Annotated in this window: 9 protein-coding genes and 16 pseudogenes; 12 read left to right on the forward strand and 13 right to left on the reverse strand. The window is 71.2% G+C overall.

Annotation, left to right across the window (positions count from 1 at the left end):
* Positions 1-182 (forward strand): annotated as a pseudogene (locus UK94_RS31170) (TetR/AcrR family transcriptional regulator); the annotation flags it as partial.
* Positions 183-1,985: 1,803 nt separating this feature from the next.
* Here the strand turns inward: UK94_RS31170 and UK94_RS71695 are convergent.
* The 4 genes and pseudogenes from UK94_RS71695 to UK94_RS71710 form a co-directional block, all read right to left on the reverse strand.
* On the reverse strand, positions 1,986-2,238 hold a 253-nt coding region (locus UK94_RS71695), incomplete at its 5' end, for an amidohydrolase family protein (protein WP_235490843.1).
* Position 2,239: 1 nt separating this feature from the next.
* A pseudogene (locus UK94_RS71700) lies at positions 2,240-2,314 on the reverse strand (hypothetical protein); the annotation flags it as partial.
* A 1-nt stretch (position 2,315) separates the two neighbouring features.
* Positions 2,316-2,621, reverse strand: a pseudogene (locus tag UK94_RS71705) (amidohydrolase family protein); the annotation flags it as partial.
* A gap of 1 nt (position 2,622) precedes the next feature.
* Positions 2,623-2,912: pseudogene (locus UK94_RS71710) on the reverse strand (amidohydrolase); the annotation flags it as partial.
* Positions 2,913-4,719: 1,807 nt separating this feature from the next.
* On the opposite strand from UK94_RS71710, the gene UK94_RS71715 reads away from it, so the two are divergent.
* The 5 genes and pseudogenes from UK94_RS71715 to UK94_RS71730 form a co-directional block, all read left to right on the forward strand.
* The coding region (locus tag UK94_RS71715) for an AMP-binding protein (protein WP_235490846.1) at positions 4,720-5,037 on the forward strand (318 nt) is incomplete at its 3' end.
* 1,425 nt (positions 5,038-6,462) lie between these two features.
* Positions 6,463-6,762 (forward strand): annotated as a pseudogene (locus tag UK94_RS71720) (hypothetical protein); the annotation flags it as partial.
* A 984-nt stretch (positions 6,763-7,746) separates the two neighbouring features.
* The coding region (locus UK94_RS76685) for a hypothetical protein (protein WP_313949626.1) at positions 7,747-7,850 on the forward strand (104 nt) is incomplete at its 3' end.
* A gap of 1 nt (position 7,851) precedes the next feature.
* Positions 7,852-8,643: pseudogene (locus UK94_RS31195) on the forward strand (ABC transporter substrate-binding protein); the annotation flags it as partial.
* Between the two features lies 1 nt (position 8,644).
* Positions 8,645-8,829: pseudogene (locus UK94_RS71730) on the forward strand (branched-chain amino acid ABC transporter substrate-binding protein); the annotation flags it as partial.
* Between the two features lie 93 nt (positions 8,830-8,922).
* Here UK94_RS71730 and UK94_RS75590 read toward each other — a convergent pair.
* The 8 genes and pseudogenes from UK94_RS75590 to UK94_RS31215 all read right to left on the reverse strand — a co-directional run.
* The coding region (locus UK94_RS75590) for a hypothetical protein (protein WP_268761745.1) at positions 8,923-8,995 on the reverse strand (73 nt) is incomplete at its 5' end.
* A gap of 1 nt (position 8,996) precedes the next feature.
* Positions 8,997-9,378: pseudogene (locus tag UK94_RS71735) on the reverse strand (cytochrome P450); the annotation flags it as partial.
* Position 9,379: 1 nt separating this feature from the next.
* Positions 9,380-9,486, reverse strand: a pseudogene (locus UK94_RS75595) (hypothetical protein); the annotation flags it as partial.
* A 617-nt stretch (positions 9,487-10,103) separates the two neighbouring features.
* Positions 10,104-10,210 (reverse strand): annotated as a pseudogene (locus UK94_RS75600) (nuclear transport factor 2 family protein); the annotation flags it as partial.
* Positions 10,211-10,217: 7 nt separating this feature from the next.
* A pseudogene (locus UK94_RS71745) lies at positions 10,218-10,386 on the reverse strand (nuclear transport factor 2 family protein); the annotation flags it as partial.
* A 1-nt stretch (position 10,387) separates the two neighbouring features.
* A pseudogene (locus UK94_RS71750) lies at positions 10,388-10,598 on the reverse strand (nuclear transport factor 2 family protein); the annotation flags it as partial.
* 78 nt (positions 10,599-10,676) lie between these two features.
* On the reverse strand, positions 10,677-11,534 hold the full coding sequence (locus UK94_RS31210; protein WP_041939274.1) for an SDR family NAD(P)-dependent oxidoreductase: 858 nt from the start codon (positions 11,532-11,534) through the stop codon (positions 10,677-10,679).
* Positions 11,535-11,595: 61 nt separating this feature from the next.
* On the reverse strand, positions 11,596-12,531 hold the full coding sequence (locus tag UK94_RS31215) for a TIGR03619 family F420-dependent LLM class oxidoreductase (protein WP_157734540.1): 936 nt from the start codon (positions 12,529-12,531) through the stop codon (positions 11,596-11,598).
* A 1,186-nt stretch (positions 12,532-13,717) separates the two neighbouring features.
* Between UK94_RS31215 and UK94_RS71755 the strand changes: the two are divergent.
* From UK94_RS71755 to UK94_RS31230, 6 genes and pseudogenes are all read left to right on the forward strand, one after another.
* A pseudogene (locus tag UK94_RS71755) lies at positions 13,718-14,245 on the forward strand (acyl-CoA dehydrogenase family protein); the annotation flags it as partial.
* 1 nt (position 14,246) lies between these two features.
* Positions 14,247-14,510 (forward strand): annotated as a pseudogene (locus tag UK94_RS71760) (acyl-CoA dehydrogenase); the annotation flags it as partial.
* 1 nt (position 14,511) lies between these two features.
* Positions 14,512-14,995, forward strand: a pseudogene (locus UK94_RS71765) (acyl-CoA dehydrogenase family protein); the annotation flags it as partial.
* On the forward strand, positions 14,992-15,288 hold a 297-nt coding region (locus UK94_RS71770; protein ID WP_235490848.1), incomplete at its 3' end, for a phosphotransferase. The pseudogene UK94_RS71765 and the gene UK94_RS71770, both read left to right, overlap by 4 nt.
* 1 nt (position 15,289) lies before the next feature.
* Positions 15,290-16,053, forward strand: a pseudogene (locus tag UK94_RS31225) (phosphotransferase family protein); the annotation flags it as partial.
* On the forward strand, positions 16,050-16,702 hold a 653-nt coding region (locus UK94_RS31230), incomplete at its 3' end, for a helix-turn-helix domain-containing protein (protein ID WP_268761744.1). The pseudogene UK94_RS31225 and the gene UK94_RS31230, both read left to right, overlap by 4 nt.
* Before the next feature lie 657 nt (positions 16,703-17,359).
* Here the strand turns inward: UK94_RS31230 and UK94_RS31240 are convergent.
* Complete coding sequence (locus UK94_RS31240; protein ID WP_011604201.1) at positions 17,360-18,175, reverse strand: SDR family NAD(P)-dependent oxidoreductase; 816 nt, start codon at positions 18,173-18,175, stop codon at positions 17,360-17,362.
* Positions 18,176-18,368: the final 193 nt, after the last annotated feature.

An 18,368-nucleotide genomic window follows, 5' to 3' on the forward strand; every position in this document is an offset into this window, starting at 1 on the left:
TGCACCGCTACCTGCGCGACACCGGCCTGGACGACGCGGACGCCCACAGCCGAGCCGCGGCGATCGACGCCTTCGTACTCGGCGTCTCGACCCGCCGCCGGGTCCTGCGTTCCGAACTCGGCGACCCCGCCGATCTCCAGGCCTGGCTGGGCGCCACCATCCAACGCCTCGCCGACGGGTGACGCCCGACAGCGAGAAACACTGACACTCCGCTACCGACACTCCGCTTCCGATCAGGATCGTGACGCCCTGGCGGCCGGACAGGTCGTCCAGGATGACGTGGATCGGCGCCCCGCCCGGCCGGATCACACCCAGGACCAGAACCTCTCTAGCCGTTCTTCCTGAGGTAGCGGGCGGCCCGGTGGGCGGCCGTCCGGCCGGGCAGGCCGCTCACTCCACCGCCGGGGTGAGTACCGGACCCGCCGAGGAAGAGACCACCGAGCGGGGTCCTGCCAAGCCCGAGCCCCACCGCCGGGCGCAACGGTCCCGAATTCATGAAACCCATGTCGAGATGCGTGATACAGCCGTTGCGGACGTGCAGGCGGGCCGCGATGTCCTCCGGTGACTCGACGAGGCGTCCGATCTCGGCCTGCTCCAGCGGCTGGACGTATTTGCCCGTCTTGGTCAGGACGGAGTCAACGGCCGACTGCCGGATGGCCTCCCAGCCACTGCGGGGGTNCACCGGGACGGCGAGGGCGTAGAGGTAGAGCGTCTCCTGGCCCGGGGGCGCCTGGGTCGGGTCCTCCCCCGACGGCGCGGCGACCCAGAGCGCCGGGTCGGCCGGCAGTTCACCGCGGCTGGCGGCCGCGTAGGAATCGACCACCGACTCCGCCGTGCCGAGAAGCAGGGTGGGCCTGCGAAGGTCGACCCCGTCGGCGCGGATATGGCCGGTGACCTCGATCTGCTCCGAGAGAGCCATGTCGATCTTGAACACCCCGGAGCCGATCCGGTTGGCGCTGGCATGGTCGAGACGGGCGGCGGTGGACTGGCTGATCACGTCACCGTCGACCAGTTCGCGCAGCGTGGTCCACGGGTCCACCGACGACACGACGGCGCGAGCGCGCAACGTACGACCATCGGTCAACCGGATGCCGCGGACGGTGTCCCCGGCACGCGTTATCTCGGCGACTCGGGCGGCGACGGTGACGGTTCCTCCGGCGCTCTCCAGACAGTTGATCAGCGCCGTCGTGAGGGACTGCATGCCGCCGACAGGCCGGCCCACACCGACCCTGGTCAACAGTGCCAACAGCAGGAACCCGAGCCCGCTGCCGGGTTCCGACACCGGTCCGGCGCCCGCCGCGAGGTTGAGCAGGGCCCCGCGCACCACCGGATGCTGGAATCGCTCGTCCACAGCCATGCTGGCGCTGCCCGTGAGCAGGGCGACGATGTCGGACATCCGCCTGCGGCTCCTGACGAGCTCGCGGGCGACACCGACGACGAGCGACGGCGAGGGCCGCGCCATGTCGGCGCCCATGACCGGAACCGCCGTGGCCATCACCCGGTCCAGCAGGTTCACGAAGTCGAGGAAGGCGGCGGCGTCCTGCCGCGAGAAGGCCCGGATCTCCTCGGCGGTGCGCTGCGGGTCACGCCACAGGGCGAGGGACGAACCGTCCGGGTGGAGCGAGACGTAGCTCGGATCGGGCTTGACCAGGCGCAGCCCGTGCTCCCGCAGCGAGAGCTCACGCGGAATCTGCGAGTGCAGGAGCGCGATGATGTCGACAGCGCACGTGTTGACCGTGTGTCCGGGCGCCTCGGCGATGAACGGGCCGGACGTCGTCATCCCGCCCGGCAGGTTCGCCGCCTCCACGACCGCCACCCGCAGGCCGGCCTTCGNCAGATAGCAGGCCGCGACGAGGCCGTTGTGGCCCGCCCCGATCACCGCGACGTCGACCTCCGCCGGGAGGGTCGTGCCGAACCCGGGCCCGGTTGTGTCGGAGTTCGACGTCATGAGGTCTCGCTCGCGCGGCTGCGGGCGCGGGTGCGCCTCACGCGTCGACCCGAATCAGTCCGGCGATGTTGCCACGCATCACCCGGGCCGTCTCCACCGGGTCCGCACGGTCGACGAGCTTGTCCGCGAAGTTGAGCGGCTGCTCCAGCCCCTCGGGATGAGGCCAGTCGGAGCCGAAGAGCACATGGTCGTAGCCGATGGCTTCCGCGAGCTCGACCGGATCCTCCTCGAAGAAGGGGCAGACGTAGAAGTTGCGCTGGAAGGTCTCCGACGGTCGACCCGCGACGGGGNCACCGACGCCCGCCTGCCCCCGCGTCATGAAGGCCACCTTGTCGAGGCGCTTCATCAGCGGCTTGACCCAGCTGGNGCCGTTCTCGATGCTCAGGACCTTCAGCCGCGGGAAGCGCTCGAAAAGGTTGTTGAGAATGAGGTTGGCGAAGGTGTCCTGCGCCGAGGTCCCGGCGAGGTAGTTGTTGAACGGGGACTGGTGCTGCAGCGGCGGCCGCGGCAGCTCGCCCCACTGCGCTCCCCACAGCTCGTGGTAGCCGGCGTCCGAGACGTGGAAGCTCACCGGAACGTCGGCCTCCTGCACCAGCCCCCAGAAGCGGTCACGCCCGGGGTCGGCGGCGGACTCCCCGTAGATCGGCCCCAGCCGCAGGTGCAGGAGCCGCGCNCCGGCCGCGAGGACGCGCTCGGTCTCGGCGACCGCCTGCTCGACGTCCACCAGCGAGATCATCGGCGCCGCGAAAAGACGGCCGTCCGCGGCGAAACCCCAGTCCTCTTCCAGCCAGCGGTTGAAGGAACGCAGGTTCGCGTAGAGGACGTCCGTGTCGTCGTGCAGTTCGTGCTCCACCGAGACACCCAGGCTCGGGAACAGTAACGTGCCGTCGAGGCCCTGGTCGTCCAGGAGCGCGAGACGGTTCGCCCGGTGCATCATTGCCGGGAAATCATGGGCACTGATCATTTCGGGCTGGCTCCAGCCGCCCGGGTCCTCGTCGTCGTGAATCCCGAGGAAGGCGCCCGCTCGACTACCGGGTGCGCCCGTGTAGTCGCACTGAACGACCCGGATGAGGCCGGCCTTCTGGTCGCCGTAGTAGAGACGCCCCAACCCGTCTCGTGCACTGACGCGCACGTTCACGGCCCGCGAGCGGTATTTCGCCTCGATGTGGNGGGTGAACGCGTCATAGGGCTCGTAGTAGTGGCCGTCCGAGTCGATGGGTCGGCGCTCAACAGGTGTTTCCGGCTGGAGCAGGGGCATCTTGACAAGTCCCGTCGTGAGGGTCTCCAGGGCGGGCGCGAGGTGCGCCTGCTNGAGACTGGCTCCGCGCGCCCAGCTCTGTCCAATATGACCTCCGTGTACCCTGATACCGCCGACGTATGACGGCGCCGGCACATGCTGGCCAGAGCCACGGCGCAGAAGTGCGGGTCAGCGTGCCGCGCGTCGGGACACTTGTCGTTCGCTCGGTCAGGCCGACGCGATCGCCGCGGCCGATGTCCGCGACTTTCCGGACTAAACNCCTATTTCGACCACAAGACTCTCGATGCCGTCGCGCGTTGTCGACGTGGGTTCGGCGGAGCGCTCTGATACGCAGCCGGTATGGATGTCGACACGACTGATATTGGACGCCTGCGGCACCCGGTGAGACTGTTGCGGTCGCGGTGGCACGACTCGTCGACAACGCCAACCGAAGGGACTCAGGTCTCGTGTCGCTGTGGTCGCGTGGCGGGCGGCAACGCCATAACGCTCGACAGCAGTCGCTCCAGGGCGGGATTCTGGGCACGGGGAATCCAGGCCGCGAACATGCTGCGGGCGATCGGGTCCCCCGGCGAGTCCACGATGGGNACTATCGTCACATCGCGTACCCAGAAACTCGTGGACGCACCCGCGACGAGCCCGATGCCCATTCCACCGGCCACCAGGCTGAGGGTCGTCATCGGGTTCGAGGTACGGTGGGNGACGGTCGGCGAAAATCCCAGTCGACGACAGGCGGCCATGAAGTCGTCGTAGATGTCCGGGTGTCGTTCGCGGGGCACCATGATGAGCGGCTGATGGCGCAGGTCCTTCAGTCGGATCTGCTCACGGCGGGCCAGCGGCCACGTCGACGGCACAGCCGCCGCAACATCGACGTGACCGATGAGGTGAAGGTGAACCTCCGGCGGCAGTTCACGCCGGCCCATGATGATTCTGAGGTCGATGTCGCCGCCCCGAAGTTTGTCTATCTGGTCCTCCACGGGCAGTTCCTCGAAGATCACCTCGACGTCCGGCGACTCGCGGCTGAAGCTGCGGATGATCGCCGGCAGGATCTCGAACACCGCCGGGGTGACATAACCCAGCCGGAGGCTTCCCTGCTCCCCCGAAGCCACTCTTCGTGCCGTCAGTTCCGCACGCTCCACCTGCAGCAGCGTCGCCTTCGTCTCGACGAGAAAAGCATGGCCGGCAGGCGTCAGCTCCACATTGGTGCGCGAGCGTACGAAGAGCTCAAGCCCGAGCGAGACCTCGAGCCTCTTGATCGACTGGCTGAGCGCGGGCTGCGCAATACAGAGCCGACGGGCGGCCCGACTGAAGTTGAGATCCTCGGCCACGGCGACGAAGTGACGAAGATGATGCAACTCGACGGCCATAGCACCGGTGAGCATACGCCCGGCGGCAGTCGTCCGACACGACTACGCGACCTTGGCTCCGATCCCGGCTCCGGTCCCGGCTGCGCCCCCGGCTCCGGCTCCGGCATCGGCTTCGGCTTCGATCGATCAGGACAGAAAGGACGTTGCTTGTGCACCGGTTAGGAGACAGCTACGGCGACATGAGGGGCGTGGCCGACTGGACCGCCGTCGCGGACGTCGATCCGTCCGTACCGGCACTGCTACGCCATTGCGCCACCCACCACCCGGCCCGTGAGCTCTGCGTGTTCGATGACCGGCGGCTGACCTACGGGGAGGCCGACGAGCGTTCCGCACTGTTGGCCGGCCAGTTCGTGGCGGCGGGGGTCGGCAAGGCGACCAGGGTCGGGATGGTCTTCCCCAACAGTCCCGAGTTCATCATCGTCTGGCTGGCGATCGTTCGCATCGGAGCCGTGGCCGTTCCCATCAGTNCCCTGTCCACCGGCACCGAGCTCAGGTCAGTCATCCGCCACTCCGACCTTGCGCTGTTGGTGACGGCGGACCGTTACCGAAACCGTGACTACCCGGCCGGCCNGGAGAGCGCTCTCGAGGGACTCGCCGAGTCCCGTGGTGCGCTGCGGCTACATGATGCTCCCTATCTTCGCGGAGTCTGGGTGTGGGGGTCTTCGGCACCGGCGTGGGCCTCCGCTCTCGATCTGTCGACGCCGAGCGGTGTCTCCCGCGAATTACTGGCGGCAATCGAGGGTGAGGTGNCGCCGNCCGATCTCGTCAGCATCATCTACACCTCGGGATCCACTGGCTCNCCGAAGGGCACCATGCACACTCACAACGGTTTCATGCGCCAGGCCGCGAAGCTCGGCGCCATCATGCCGTACAGGCGCGACGATCGCGTCTTCACCCCGATGCCGTTCTTCTGGGTCGGTGGCCTGACATACACCGTCCTGGCCGCCATGCATGTCGGCTGCGCCCTGCTGGGAAGCGGCAGCACCGGCTCGGAGCTGCTCGACTTCCTGGAGCGAGAGCGCGTCACCTACCTCACCGGCTGGCCCCACCTGTTGACCGCGCTCGAGACCGATCCGTCGTTCNCGCAGCGCGACCTNAGCGCCCTACGCGGAGGCAACCTCCTCGCCGCGCTGCCCCCCGGCCAGCGACCGCGCAACCAGGTCTTCGGAATAGCCCTCGGCATGACGGAGACCGCCGGCCCGCACACCGTCTCTCATCCCGACTATCCCGACGAACTTGCCGGGACACTCGGGCCGGTCATGCCCGGGATGGAACACCGGCTCATCGACCCGGACAGCGGCACAGACGTCGCCCCGGGGGCTCCCGGCGAACTACTCGTCCGCGGCGACACCCTCATGGCCGGGTTCGTGAAGCAGGAACGCGAAGCCTGCTTCGATGCCGCGGGCTGGTACCACACAGGTGACCTGTGCTCGTACCGCGACGACCACATCTTCTTCCACGGCCGACTCGACGACATGATCAAATCGTCGGGTGCCAACGTCTCCCCACGCGAAGTCGAGGCCGCGCTGGCGAGCCTCCCGGGGATCGAGCAGGCGATCGTCGTGAGCGTGCCCGATCCGCAGCGGGTCAGCATCGTCGGCGCCGTTGTCGTTGCCCGGGGCGGAGCCACCCTGCTTGCGGAGGACATCCGTCGATCGCTGCGGGGCACGCTGTCCGAGTACAAGATCCCGCGGGTGATAAGAATCATCCAACCGGCGGATCTACCTGTTCTGTCGTCAACCAAGATAGACCGGCGACTCCTTGCCGGCATGTTGAGCGACGTCGCGAGGTCGGACTGAGCGGTCGGACTGAGAGGTCGGACTGGGCCGTCTGACGAGACCGGTCGCGTACACACCCGTTCGCAGACGACCGCTCATGCCGACGACAGCGCTATGTCGGATCGATCCGCTCGAACTTGGTCCAGCCGCGCCAGCCGCGCTCCTCTAGCCACGCTGCGAGGCCGGCTTACCGGCCTACAGATCTCGGTCGTCACCGGCGGGCCGCGGCTCGGCGACCTTGAGGCGGGCGCCGTCGCCACCACCCTCGCAGACGCCGCCTCCGCGGTCTCCGGCGGCCTCGCCTGCGCAGCCAACGCCCTGCTGATCCTCGCCCTGCTCCCCGGCTTTCGCCGTCAACGCTCAGACGGCGCCGCAGATCAGATCACTCTCCAGCAAGGCGGCCTCGCCGACATCNGGGACGAACGTCATCACGGCGACCTCAGCCGCGATCATGCCGACGCGGTAGGGATCATCAGGCCGCATGAAGGACGCGAGCCTCCGCAAGCACCCGGCCGCGGCTGACCCACTCCAGCCCTGGACTTGGGTACCCAAGCACCTCGCGGGACCACGCACGACCACAATCGACGCCCAACGACCCGAACCCACCACCGAGAGTTACAACCGGAGCCGTCAGTTCGAGAAGCTGGCAATGTACGAACCGACTTCCCGCATCCGCTGACCTGCACCTACGGAACCTCGCCGACCATCCCGACCGATAGGTCAAACCCCACTTGACCAGGTCAGAAGCTAGACACGGAGCGTGGCGGGGCGGGTGGGGCTCGAACCCACGACCGACGCATTCGTCTCGCCCCGGGCCGCGAGCCGTTCGGCGACATCGGTGCTTCCACATGGTGGGCCCGGGTGGCGACGACGCCGCGGGGGGCCGCGGCAGGCTGGTCGCCCGGCGGGCGGGGTGGTCGGCGGGCGGGGTGGTCGGCGTGGGGTGTTTGGATGCCGGCGGCCTGGCCGAGGTGCACGACCGGCAGCCGGCCGGCCGCGCATCCCCGGGCGGCGTTCGCCGCCGGCCCGTGGCCGGCGGCGAAATTTACCGCAGGCCGCGCCGGCATATTGGTTTACCCGCTGGATACACGCACCCTAAGCTGCCGAAATGACGGATACCCGTTCGATACCCATCCCGCGTTCCCGTCCGGCGGCTGCCGGCGGCGGCGCCGCATTCCCCCTCCGCCGCATTGTGGTGGTCCGACCGGTCGGTCACGGCGAACCGGCCCGCGCTCGTTGCCCCGAAGACCGTCCGACCCCGGAGTTTCTCCTCTTATGCGCCGCTGTTCCCGCCTAGCCCCCGCACTGGCCCTGCTCGCCGCCGCGACNCTGACCGGCTGTGCGTCCCATGAGGCGAAATCGGCCGGGTGCGTCAGTCCCGGAGTCACGCCGAACGAGGTGAGAATCGGGCTGCTCTATCCCGACTCCGGTGTTCTCGCGCCTACCTTCAGTTCCTCCCGGGCCGGCATCGACGCCCGCATCGGCCTGGCCAACGAGCACGGNGGCGTCCACGGCCGGAAGATCGTCTACGACTGGCAGGACGACCGCGGGACCGCCGACGCGAACAGCCAGGGCGCCCGCACTCTGGTGGAACGGCAGAACGTCTTCGGCGTCATCGAGTCCTCCTTCTCCGCCAGTGGCAGCGCCCAGTACCTCGCCGACCGTGGCGTCCCGGTGACCGGAATCGCGACCGAGAACATCTGGTCGCACTACCGGAACATGTTCTCGTTCTCCTACACCGACGGGAACGCGGTCGACACGTTCGGTACCTTCGTCCACAACCGTGGCGGAAAACGCGTCCTGCTGGTGCAGGCCGCGTTGTCCGCCAGCGTCTCGGAGCTCACCTCGAAATACGACCAGAGCATCCGGGCCGCCGGGCTAGACCTGGCCGGAATCCTGAGCTACTCGTCGCAGACCGACAATCCCGCGGATACCGCGCGGCGGATCACCGAGTCGGGCGCCGACACGGTCATCTTCCTCATCCAGCCGCCCGACTATCTCCAGGTGCTGAGCGCCCTGCGCGGCGCCGGTCGGCTACCGGGACTCGTCATGGCGGTCACCGGTTATGACCGGCAGCTCCTGGAAACCTCGGGTGCGCAGATGGCCGGGCTCGTCATCCCCGTCTTCTACCGCCCGTTCGAACTCGGCGGCGCCGCCGTCGACACCTACGAGAAGGCGGTGACCCGCTTCGCCCCCCAGATCCCGCAGGCGCAGCACGACTTCGCCCTGATGTCCTACGTCGACACCGACATGTTCATCCGCGGGTTGGAGGCGGCCGGCCCCTGCCCCACCCGGNGGGCGTTCATCGACGGGCTGCGGTCGGTGACGGACTACGACGCCGACGGTCTGATCTCGCCGGTCGACTTCGCCCACGGGCTCGGCAGGACGACGAACTGCTACTCGTTCGTCCAGGTCAGCCCGACGGGCACGGCCTTCGACGTCATCGACCGGGACCGCTGCGGACGGGAGATCACCCAGTAACGGGAGATCACCCGGTAGCCGCCCGCGGCCCGGCTCGGGCCCTTCCCGGTCACGGTCACGCGGCCGGGGAGGGCCCGCCCCCCGCGGGCGCCGTCACCAGGTGACGGGCAGGTGCGCGGGGCCCATGACGAAGTTCGACCGGGTCCACTCCATCTCGCCGGCGGGGNGGATGCCGGGGAACGCCCGCAGCAACGTGGTGATCATCGCGATGGCCTCCGCCCGGGCGACATGGGCGCCGAGGCAGAAGTGCTGGCCGAGGCCGCTGAAGGCGAGATGCCGGTTGGGCGAGCGGGTGATGTCGAACCGCTCCGGGTCGGCGAACTCCCTCGGGTCCCGGTTGCCGGCGCCGTAGTAGACGCACACCTTGTCGCCGGCACTGATGCTCCGCCCGCCGATCTCGACGTCGCGCAGGGCCGTCCGGCGGTTGTACACCACCGGGGTGACCCAGCGCAGCATCTCCTCGACGGCGGCGGGCATCCGGCCGTCGAGGTCGGCCTGCAGCAGCTCGCGCTGGTCGGGATGGGTGAACAGGGCGTGCAGGCCGCCGCCNATCAGGTGCCGGGTGGTGTCCCCGGCGCCGACGATGAGCAGGGTCATGTTCGCCGAGAAGTTCTCCAGGCTCATCGGCGCCCCGTCCACCTCGCAGGCCGCGAGCATCGAACAGACGTCGTCGCCGGGGTGGGCCCGGCGGTCCTCCCAGACCTGGATCGAGTACCGGATCAACGCCTCGGTCGCGCCCTGGCGCTCCTGCTCGGTGTAGGCGCCGCCGCCGAGACCGATCTCGATGTACTCGTAGAGGCGCACCGCGTCCTCGCGGGGGATGCGCAGCACGTCGNCCGTCACGTAGGCGGCGATCTTCCCGGCCACGTCGACGGCGAGGTCGCACCCGCCGGCCGGGCGGATCTCGTCAACGATGGCCTCGGCGGCGTCGACGAAACGGGTCATCCGGCGGCGCACCGCCGAGGGCATGAACCCGGGGACGACCGCACGGCGGATCACCGTGTGCAGCGGCGGGTCGAGGTTCACCATCGACTTGTCCTCGGTCTCCATGAAGTCCTCGATCATGGAGACCGGCCAGTGGGAGAAGTTCTCGTCGTCGCGGTTGACGGCGCGGATGTCCTCCCAGCGGGTGACGGCCCAGAAGCCCGGCCCGTTCGGCTCGTCGTTCCAGTGCACGGGGTCGTGCTCGCGCAGCCGGGCGTAGAGGGCATGCGGATGCCCGTGCTCGAAGCTCGCCAGGGAGTAGAGGTCGATCGACTCGGTTTCCACGATCGTCATGCGGTTGCTGCTCCCGCGGTCGAGACCGCCGGCGCCGCGGCGGGCAGAGTGATCTCCTGGAGGATGGTCGCCGAGAGTGTCGTGATCGCGAGGCGACCGTCGGNCTCGCNCATCGTCACGTGGTAGTCGCCGACGCCGTGGGCGGTGCCGTCGGCCCGGCCCAGCCAGTACTGGAAGTAGCTGCGCACGTCGACGGAGCCGTCGGCCTCGACGTCGACGAGCAGGTTGGACACGAGGTGGCGGGCCCACTGCCGCTGGTCGAACAGCGAGGCGAGGATGNCCACCACGGTGTCCCGCCCGGCGAAGACCTGCTGGGTTCCCGGGCCGCCCTCGACGGTCCCGCCGGCCACGACGAGGGCGGCGTCCGCGGCGAAGACCGCCCGCAGGGCGCCCGCGTCGCCCTGGTCGATCGCCCGGCAGTAGCGGTGCAGGACCGTGCCCGCGCGCCAGCCGAGCTCGGCCGGCCCGCGGTCGTCCGGTAAGTCAGGCATGCAGCCTCTCCCTTTCGTCTTCGTCCCGTCAGCGTTGTCGTCCGATCACCGGCTCCGCCGATCGGCGGTGACGCCGGATCAGCGGTCGATGACCATCCAGAGGTTCGCCACCGAGCTGCCGGCGTCACAGACGACCGCCTGCCCGTTGACGAGCGAGGCCTCGTCGGAGACCAGGAAGCGGTGCACCCTCGCCACCTCCGCCGGGTCCGCGGCCCGGTTCATCAGCGCCTGCGCCGCCGGCCCGCCGCCCGGCCCGGCCGACGCCGGCGCCGACGCGGGCGCCGTGTCCGCGTCTGCCTCGGCCTGCGCCTCGGCCTGGGCCATGAGCACCGGCAGCACGTCGGTGTTCGCCAGCAGGTTGGTGGCGACCCCGCCCGGGCAGGCGCAGTTGACCCGGATCCGATCGGTGACCAGCTCGAAGGCGAGGGCCCGCACGACGGCGACGATGCCGCCCTTCGACGCGCTGTACGCGGCCTGCCCGGCCACCCCGGTCAGCCCGGCGATCGACGCCGTCGCCGACATCGCCCCGCCGCCCGCGCGGCGCAGGGCCGGGACGGCGGCGGCGAACGTGCGGATGGTGCCCGCCAGGTTGATGTCGAGGATGGCCGTCCACCGCTCCTCGTCGAGGTCCTCCAGCCGCCGCGCCACCGCCGGACCGCCCACCGTGCCCGCGTTCGCGATCACCGTGTCGAGGTGGCCGTAGGTGGACTCGGCGGCGGCGACGGCCGCCCGCACCTCGTCGAGGCGGCGCACGTCCACCCGCTGGAACACGGCCTCGCCGCCGGCGGCCACGATCTCCTTCGCCACCGCCTCCCCCTGCTGGTCGATGTCGGCGACGACGACCCTGGCGCCGTCGGCGGCGAGCACCCTCGCGGTCGCGGCGCCGATGCCCGACGCCGCCCCGGTGACGAGTGCCACCCTCCCCCGCAGACTCATGACGATCTCCGATCCTGGATCTTCCGACGGGCTCGCGCAACAGACGCGACGACGCGGCTGCTCAGAGTGCCTTCGCCGCGGCCGCAAGGCCTTCGATCAGCTCCCCCGCCTCCGCGGCCGAGCGCAGGCGGTGGTTGGGGCCGGCGACGGCCATGGTCGCCCCGGCCTCGAGGTAGGGCTCGGCGGCGGCGACGGTGCGTGCCGCGTCGATCCCGCCGGCCGCGTCGGGCACGGGGGGCAGCGGCACCCGCACGACGAGTGTCGCCGGGTCGCGGCCGGCGTCGGCGTACGCAGAGCGCAGCGCGGTCACGCCGGCGCGCACCTGCTCGGCGGTGACGCCGACCGGCGTCCACCCGTCGCCGAGCCGGGCGATGCGGCGGACGTTCGCCGCCGTCGCGGCCACGCCGTAGTAGAGCGGGATGCGGCGCTGGACCGGCACGGGCCGCGCGGTCAGGCCGTCGAGGCGGCCGGTACCACGGCCGACGGCGTCACCGCCGGCGGCGTCGAGGCGGCCGGCGTCGAGCGGTAGGGAGAACGGCTGCTCGCCCCAGGCCAGCCGGCAGGTCTCGATCACCTCGTCGAAGCGGCGCCGGCGCTCGTCCCAGGCCAGCCCGACACCGGCGTACTCCTCGGACTGCCAGCCGGTCCCGACGCCGAGCTCGACCCGCCCGTGGGAGATCACGTCGAGGGTCGCGACCTCCTTCGCGAGCACGAGACCGGGCCGCAGCGGGGCGAGCAGCACCGCGGTCGACAGCCGGATCCGCTCGGTGACCGCGGCGACCGCGGCCAGCGACAGCAGCGGATCGGGCCAGGCGGTGTCGGGCGGGTGGCCCCAGGGCCCGTACGGGTAGCGCGAGGTGTCGGGCGCGATCACGAGGTGCTCGCCGAAGCACAGCGAGTGCAGCCCGGCCACGTCGGCCTGGCGGGCCATCGCGAGGAAGGCGTCGAACTCGCCGTCGGGGGCCAGGCCGGGCCGGGCGAACAGGCAGAGGTCCACGGGGGCGATCTCCCTCCAGCACCGGCGCGGCCGGTCCCCCGGCACCGTCGCCGCGAGGATTCGCAGACCGTAAGATCGCCCCCGATTTTTGTCAACCCAACGGTCGACGGAACAGCGGCGCCGACCCCGCCCGCGCCGCCACCCCACCGCGCACCGCCCGCGCCGCCACCGGCCGCCCCCGCGCCGCGTTCCTCACGCCTGTGCCGCGGTAGGCCTACGGTTCGGCGGCTGCAGCGGGAAGTCCTTGGCCACCGCGGCCGATGCGGTGCGTTCTGCCCGGTCTGGGCCCATCGGACCGTGCATTCCGTACCGCAGGGCGCCTCCCGCGCCCGGCCTGGATGATCGTCGTGTCCGCGGAAGCACGCCCCGCGCCACGACCCGCCAGTGTGACGACGGCTCGACACGGTCATGCAGATTCCGCTGACCGGGCCTGTCGGTGGCGCCGCTCGGTCGCCCGCAGTCGCTTGCGATCCACATTCGTCGCTCACGGAGCCGTTTCGCCCGCCCACCCGTCCAGATCCCGGCCAGATCCCGGCCAAATCCCGGCCAGATCCCGGCCAGATCGTGCCGAGGTCTCGGCACGGTTCTCCGGCCAAAAAGCGTGCCGAAGCCTCGGCACGTTTCTGTACTCATCTGGTCACACGCCAGGAAGCGGGCGACGGGAGCGGGCGGTTGTCGAGACCGGGNAGTCGCCGAGACCGGGCAGTCGCCGAGACCGGGCAGTCGCCGAGACCGGGCAGTCGCCGAGACCGGGCAGTCGCCGAGCCGGCGACCCGGCCCGCCGGCTGGCCGGACCCGGCACGAGGCGGCATCTCGGCCTGACTACCGCGGTGACCATCCCGACCGGGCCGACAGCGCCACCAGGACGACAGCGCCACCAGGACGACAGGGCGCGGTCATACAGATTCGNGCAACCGTGCCGCGCCGCCGGAGAGCCCGGCATCCATGGCGACCCGGCATCCATGGCGACCCGGCATCCATGATCATGTGAGGTCNCCGCGCCGACGCTCCTAACGGGCCCGGATCACCTGGCGCCGACGAGCCGTCCCGATCACAGACGCGGACGCGGACTAAGTCTCTCGCTTGACGTTCTAAAGCAGGTGGCTTAGAAATCGACGTCATGGCGTGGGACTTCGAGACGGACCGGGCGTTCGCCGAGCAGCTCGAGTGGGTCGACGCGTTCGTNCGGGAGGAGGTCGAGCCGCTGGATCATGTCCTGCGGGAGCCGTTCGACAAGACCGACGAGGTGGCGAACGCGATCGTGCAACCGCTGCAGCACCTCGTGCGGGAGCGCGGGCTGTGGGCCGCCCACCTCGGGCCCGAGCTCGGCGGATCCGGCTACGGGCAGGTACACCTCGCGCTGCTCAACGAGATCCTCGGCCGCTCCCGCTGGGCGCCGTCGGTGTTCGGCTGCCAGGCGCCGGACTCCGGCAACGCCGAGATCCTCGCCCACTTCGGCACGCCCGAGCAGCGGGCCCGCTACCTCCAGCCGCTGCTCGACGGCCGGATCAGCTCGTGCTATTCGATGACCGAGCCGCAGGCCGGCGCCGACCCGACGCTGTTCCGCGCCTCCGCCCGCCTCGACGGCGACGAGTGGGTCCTGCGCGGCGAGAAGTGGTTCTCCACCAACGCCCGCTACGCCAGCTTCTTCCTGGTCATGGCGATCACCGATCCGGACGCCGGCCCGTACGAGCGCGCCAGCATGTTCATCGTGNCGGCGGGCACGCCCGGTCTGGAGATCGTCCGCAACGTGGCACTCGGCCACGAGGCGCCCGAGCTCGGCGCGCACGGGTACGTCCGCTACGACGACGTGCGCATCCCGGCCGATCACCTGCTCGGGCAGCGCGGCCGGGCGTTCGCGATCGCCCAGACCCGCCTCGGCGGCGGCCGCATCCACCACGCGATGCGGACCATCGCCATGGCCCGCCGAGTCTTCGACGCGATGTGCGAACGGGCCCTGTCGCGCCAGGTGCGCTCCGNCCCGCTGGCCTCCCTCGGCGTGGTGCAGGAGCAGATCGCCGACAGCTGGATCGAGATCGAGCAGTTCCGCCTGCTGGTGCTGCGCACGGCCTGGCTGATCGACAAGCACAACGACTACCGCCGGGTCCGCCGCGACATCGCCGCGGTGAAGGTGGCGATGCCGAAGGTGCTGCACGACATCTCCCGCCGCGCGCTGCACCTGCACGGCGCGCTCGGGATCTCCAACGAGATGAACTTCGTCGAGATGCTGGTCGCCGCGGAGCTGCTCGGCCTCGCCGACGGTCCCACCGAGGTGCACCGGGTCACGATCGCCCGCGAGGTCCTCAAGGATCACCGCGCGGTCGAGACGCTGTTCCCGAGCGACCACCTGCCGACCCTGCGGGAGGCGGCCACCCGCCGGTTCGCCGACCGCCTCGGCGGCGGCGGTCTCGGCGGCGGCGGTCTCGGCGGCCTCGATGACGGTGTCGCCTCGGCGCAGGCATGAGCGGGGCCGTGGACGGTCCGGCGGTCGCCGTGCCCGGGGTGGACCTCGGCCGCCTGGCCGCGTGGATGGACGACCAGGGTCTGCCGGCGGGGCCGATCACCGCCGTCGAACGGCTCGCCGGCGGCACCCAGAACGTGCTCGTCCGGTTCGACCGCGGCGGGCTGCGATTCGTGCTGCGCCGTCCGCCCGTGCACAAGCGGCCCGACAGCGACCGGACGATGCGCCGCGAGGCCCGCGTGCTCGCCGCGCTCGCGTCCACGGCCGTGCCGCACCCCCGGCTGCTCGCCGCCTGCNCCGACGAGACCGTCCTGGGCGCGGCCTTCTACCTGATGGAACCGGTCGACGGCGCCAATCCCACGGTCGAGCTGCCCGCCGGTTACCGGACCTCGCCGGGCTGGCGGCACCGGCTGGGTCTCGCGATGGCCGAGGGGGCCGCCGCGATCGCCGCCGTCGACCACGTCGCCGCCGGCCTCGCGGATCTCGGCCGCCCCGACGGCTACCTGGAACGCCAGGTCGGCCGCTGGCGTAGTCAGCTCGAGAGCTATCACACGCTGCCCGGCTACCCGGGGCCCGAGGCACCGGAGCTGGATGCGATCGGTGCCTGGCTCGACGCCCACCGGCCCGACGACTTCCGCCCCGGGCTGGTGCACGGCGACTACCATCTCGCCAACGTGCTCGTGACGGCGGACCGCCCGGCGCTCGCCGCGATCATCGACTGGGAGCTGGCGACCATCGGCGATCCCCTGCTCGACCTCGGTGGCCTGCTCAGCACCTGGCCCGGTCCCGAGGGGCCACCCCCCGGGGCGCTGGGCGTGCGTCCCTGGGACGGGTTCCCCACGGCCGCCGAGCTCGTCGCCCGCTACGGCGAGGTCAGCGGCCGGGACCTGCGGTCCCTGCCCTGGTACGAGGTCCTCGCCGGCTACAAGATCGGGATCATCCTGGAGGGGACCTACGCCCGCGCCTGCGCCGGCCAGGCCGATCCCGCGGTCGGCCGGCAGCTGCGCGCGACCGCCCGGCGGCTGTTCGCCCAGGCGAGCGCGCGCATCGCGGCGGCATGAGCGGCGAGCACACCCGCCGCGACCTGCTGCTGGCCGCCGAGCGGCTGTTCGCCGCCGGCGGCATCGACGGCCCCAGCATGCGTGAGATCAGCAAGGCCGCCGGCCAGCTCAACACGAGCGCGCTGCAGTACCACTTCGGCGACCGGCAGGCCGTTCTCGCCGCGATCATCGACCGGCATCACCGGGACATCGAGACCCACCGGCTCGGCCTGCTCGACGCCCTGGAGCTCGACGGGGAACCCCCCGTCGGGCTCCCCGGGAAGATCCCCGGGGAGCCCGACGGGAATCCCGGGCTGCGCGCGCTGGCCGCCGCGCTCGTGCTCCCCCAGGCGGCCCGCCTCGACCACCACGACGGCGGACCCGAGTATCTGCAGATCATCGCCGAGGTGACCGCGCGCCCCGAACACTTCGCCACCAGCTTCGCGACGGCGTCGGCCGCACCGAGCATGGTCCGCTGGCGCGCCCTGGTCACGCCGTTCCTGCCACCCGCCGCGGTGGGCCCGCCGCTGCACCGCCGGTTCGCAGCGATCCGCTTCCTCAACGGGGAGCTGGCCACCCGCGCCCGGGAGCACCACCGCCCGGACCACCGCCTGTTCGCCAGCCACCTCGTCGACCTGGTGACGGCGATCCTCGCCGCCCCGGTCTCGGCNCAGACGAGCCGGCACATCCACTCCGACGCGCCGAGCCCCGTCGACCGGTAGTGTCGGAATTCGGNGCGAGGCCGGATGAGAGCCGAACACGCAGCTCACCGGGTCAAGCCCAGCGGGTCGAGCAGTCGGAGCGGCCCGGGTCGGTTGTGCCCGCGGCCGTGCCGCGCGGCCGTCAGGGGGAGCGAGGCACCGCGGTCGATGCTTCGGTACATGCTGCCGGTGACACACCGGCCGGATCGTGACGGCGCGGTGAGCCGACACCGCCACGTCCCCTTCTTCCTGGCCCTGGAGATCGCCTCGCAGGCCTGGGCGCGGGCGCTCGCGACGACCTGTGAGGGGCTGCTCTCCCCCGCCGATCTCGCCGTCGTCGACGTGGCCAGCACCTACCGCCGGGAGCTGTTCACCGGCGACGTCCTGTTCGACGTCAGCCTGGCGAAGTTCGGCACGAGCTCGCTGACCTTCGCCCTGGAACTCACCCAGCACGACCACTCGGNGGCGAACCTGACCGCGACCCTGGTCAAGGTCGACGCCGACCGGCTGCACTCGATGCCCTTCACCGCCGAGCAGCGCGCCGGCCTGGAGCGGCTCCTGCTCGTCTGACCACCACNCCTGGCGCCGTCCGTCCTGCGGTGCCCGTCCGTCCTGCGGGCAACGGTCTACCAGGGCACGTCGGCGAGCAGCGCCTCGACGCGCGCTCGCACCCCCGCCGCCGTCTCCGGGTTGGTGAGGATGTGAACCCGGTCGGCCTCGACGCCCTCGAGCGCGATCCGGGCGACGTCCGCCGGTAGCAGGACGGAGCCGCCGCGCTGCGCCGCCCGGTCGGCGAGGGTGTCGGTCGGGTCGGGTGTCCGCGCCCCCGCCGGCCGGTTCGCCCGCGACGTCTCGCTGAGCGCCGTCGCCACCGGCCCGGGGCACAGCACGCTCGCGCCGAGGGTGGGGGCGACCGCCCGAAGCTCCAGGTCGAGCGTCTCGGTCAGCCCGATGACGGCATGCTTGACAGCGTTGTACGGCGTCAACGTCGGCAGCGGCATGAGGCCGCCGACGGACGCGGTGTTGAGGACGTGGCCGCCACCCTGGCGGATCAGGTGCGGCACGAAGTGGTGCACGCCGTGGACCACCCCGAGCAGCGCCACGTCGATCAGCCAGCGCCAACTGGCCAGACCCTGCTCCCACATCGGCGCCGGCCGGCTCACCACGCCGGCGTTGTTGCACACCAGGTCCACCCGGCCGAACCGGTCGATCGTGGCCGCGGCGAGGGCGCCCACCTGGTCGGCGTCGCCGACGTCGGCCGCGACCGCGAGCGTCGTGGCCCCGGCCGCGGCGAGCGTGGCGGCGGCCCGCTCGACGGCGTCGGTCTGCACGTCGGACAGGACGACGTGAACGCCCCGGGCGGCCAGCGCCTCGGCCAGCCCGTACCCGATGCCGCTGGCCGCCCCCGTCACCACCGCGACCTGCCCCTGTTCGATCCTCATGAAAAGTCCGTGGGTTCACGCCATCCGAAGGTTGTTCAGNCCGAACCCAAGTGGTGGTCAGGCGGGTTTGCCGGTCCGGGCGCTCGGGTTCACGGTGATTCCGAGGGGCCGTTCTCGTGAGGGCGGGTCAGCAGCTGGCGTGCGTTGTCGGCGTAGCGGATCGCGGTGGCGTCACAGACACCGAAGACGGCGG

This window comes from Frankia sp. AvcI1, from assembly GCF_001420875.1.
GTDB lineage: Bacteria > Actinomycetota > Actinomycetes > Frankiales > Frankiaceae > Frankia > Frankia alni.

Excerpts from the sequence above, each read along its gene's own strand:
- UK94_RS31240 (WP_011604201.1), bottom strand. The coding sequence starts at position 18,175 with ATGAGGATCGAACAGGGGCAGGTCGCGGTGGTGACGGGGGCGGCCAGC.
- UK94_RS31210 (WP_041939274.1), bottom strand. The coding sequence starts at position 11,534 with ATGAGTCTGCGGGGGAGGGTGGCACTCGTCACCGGGGCGGCGTCGGGC.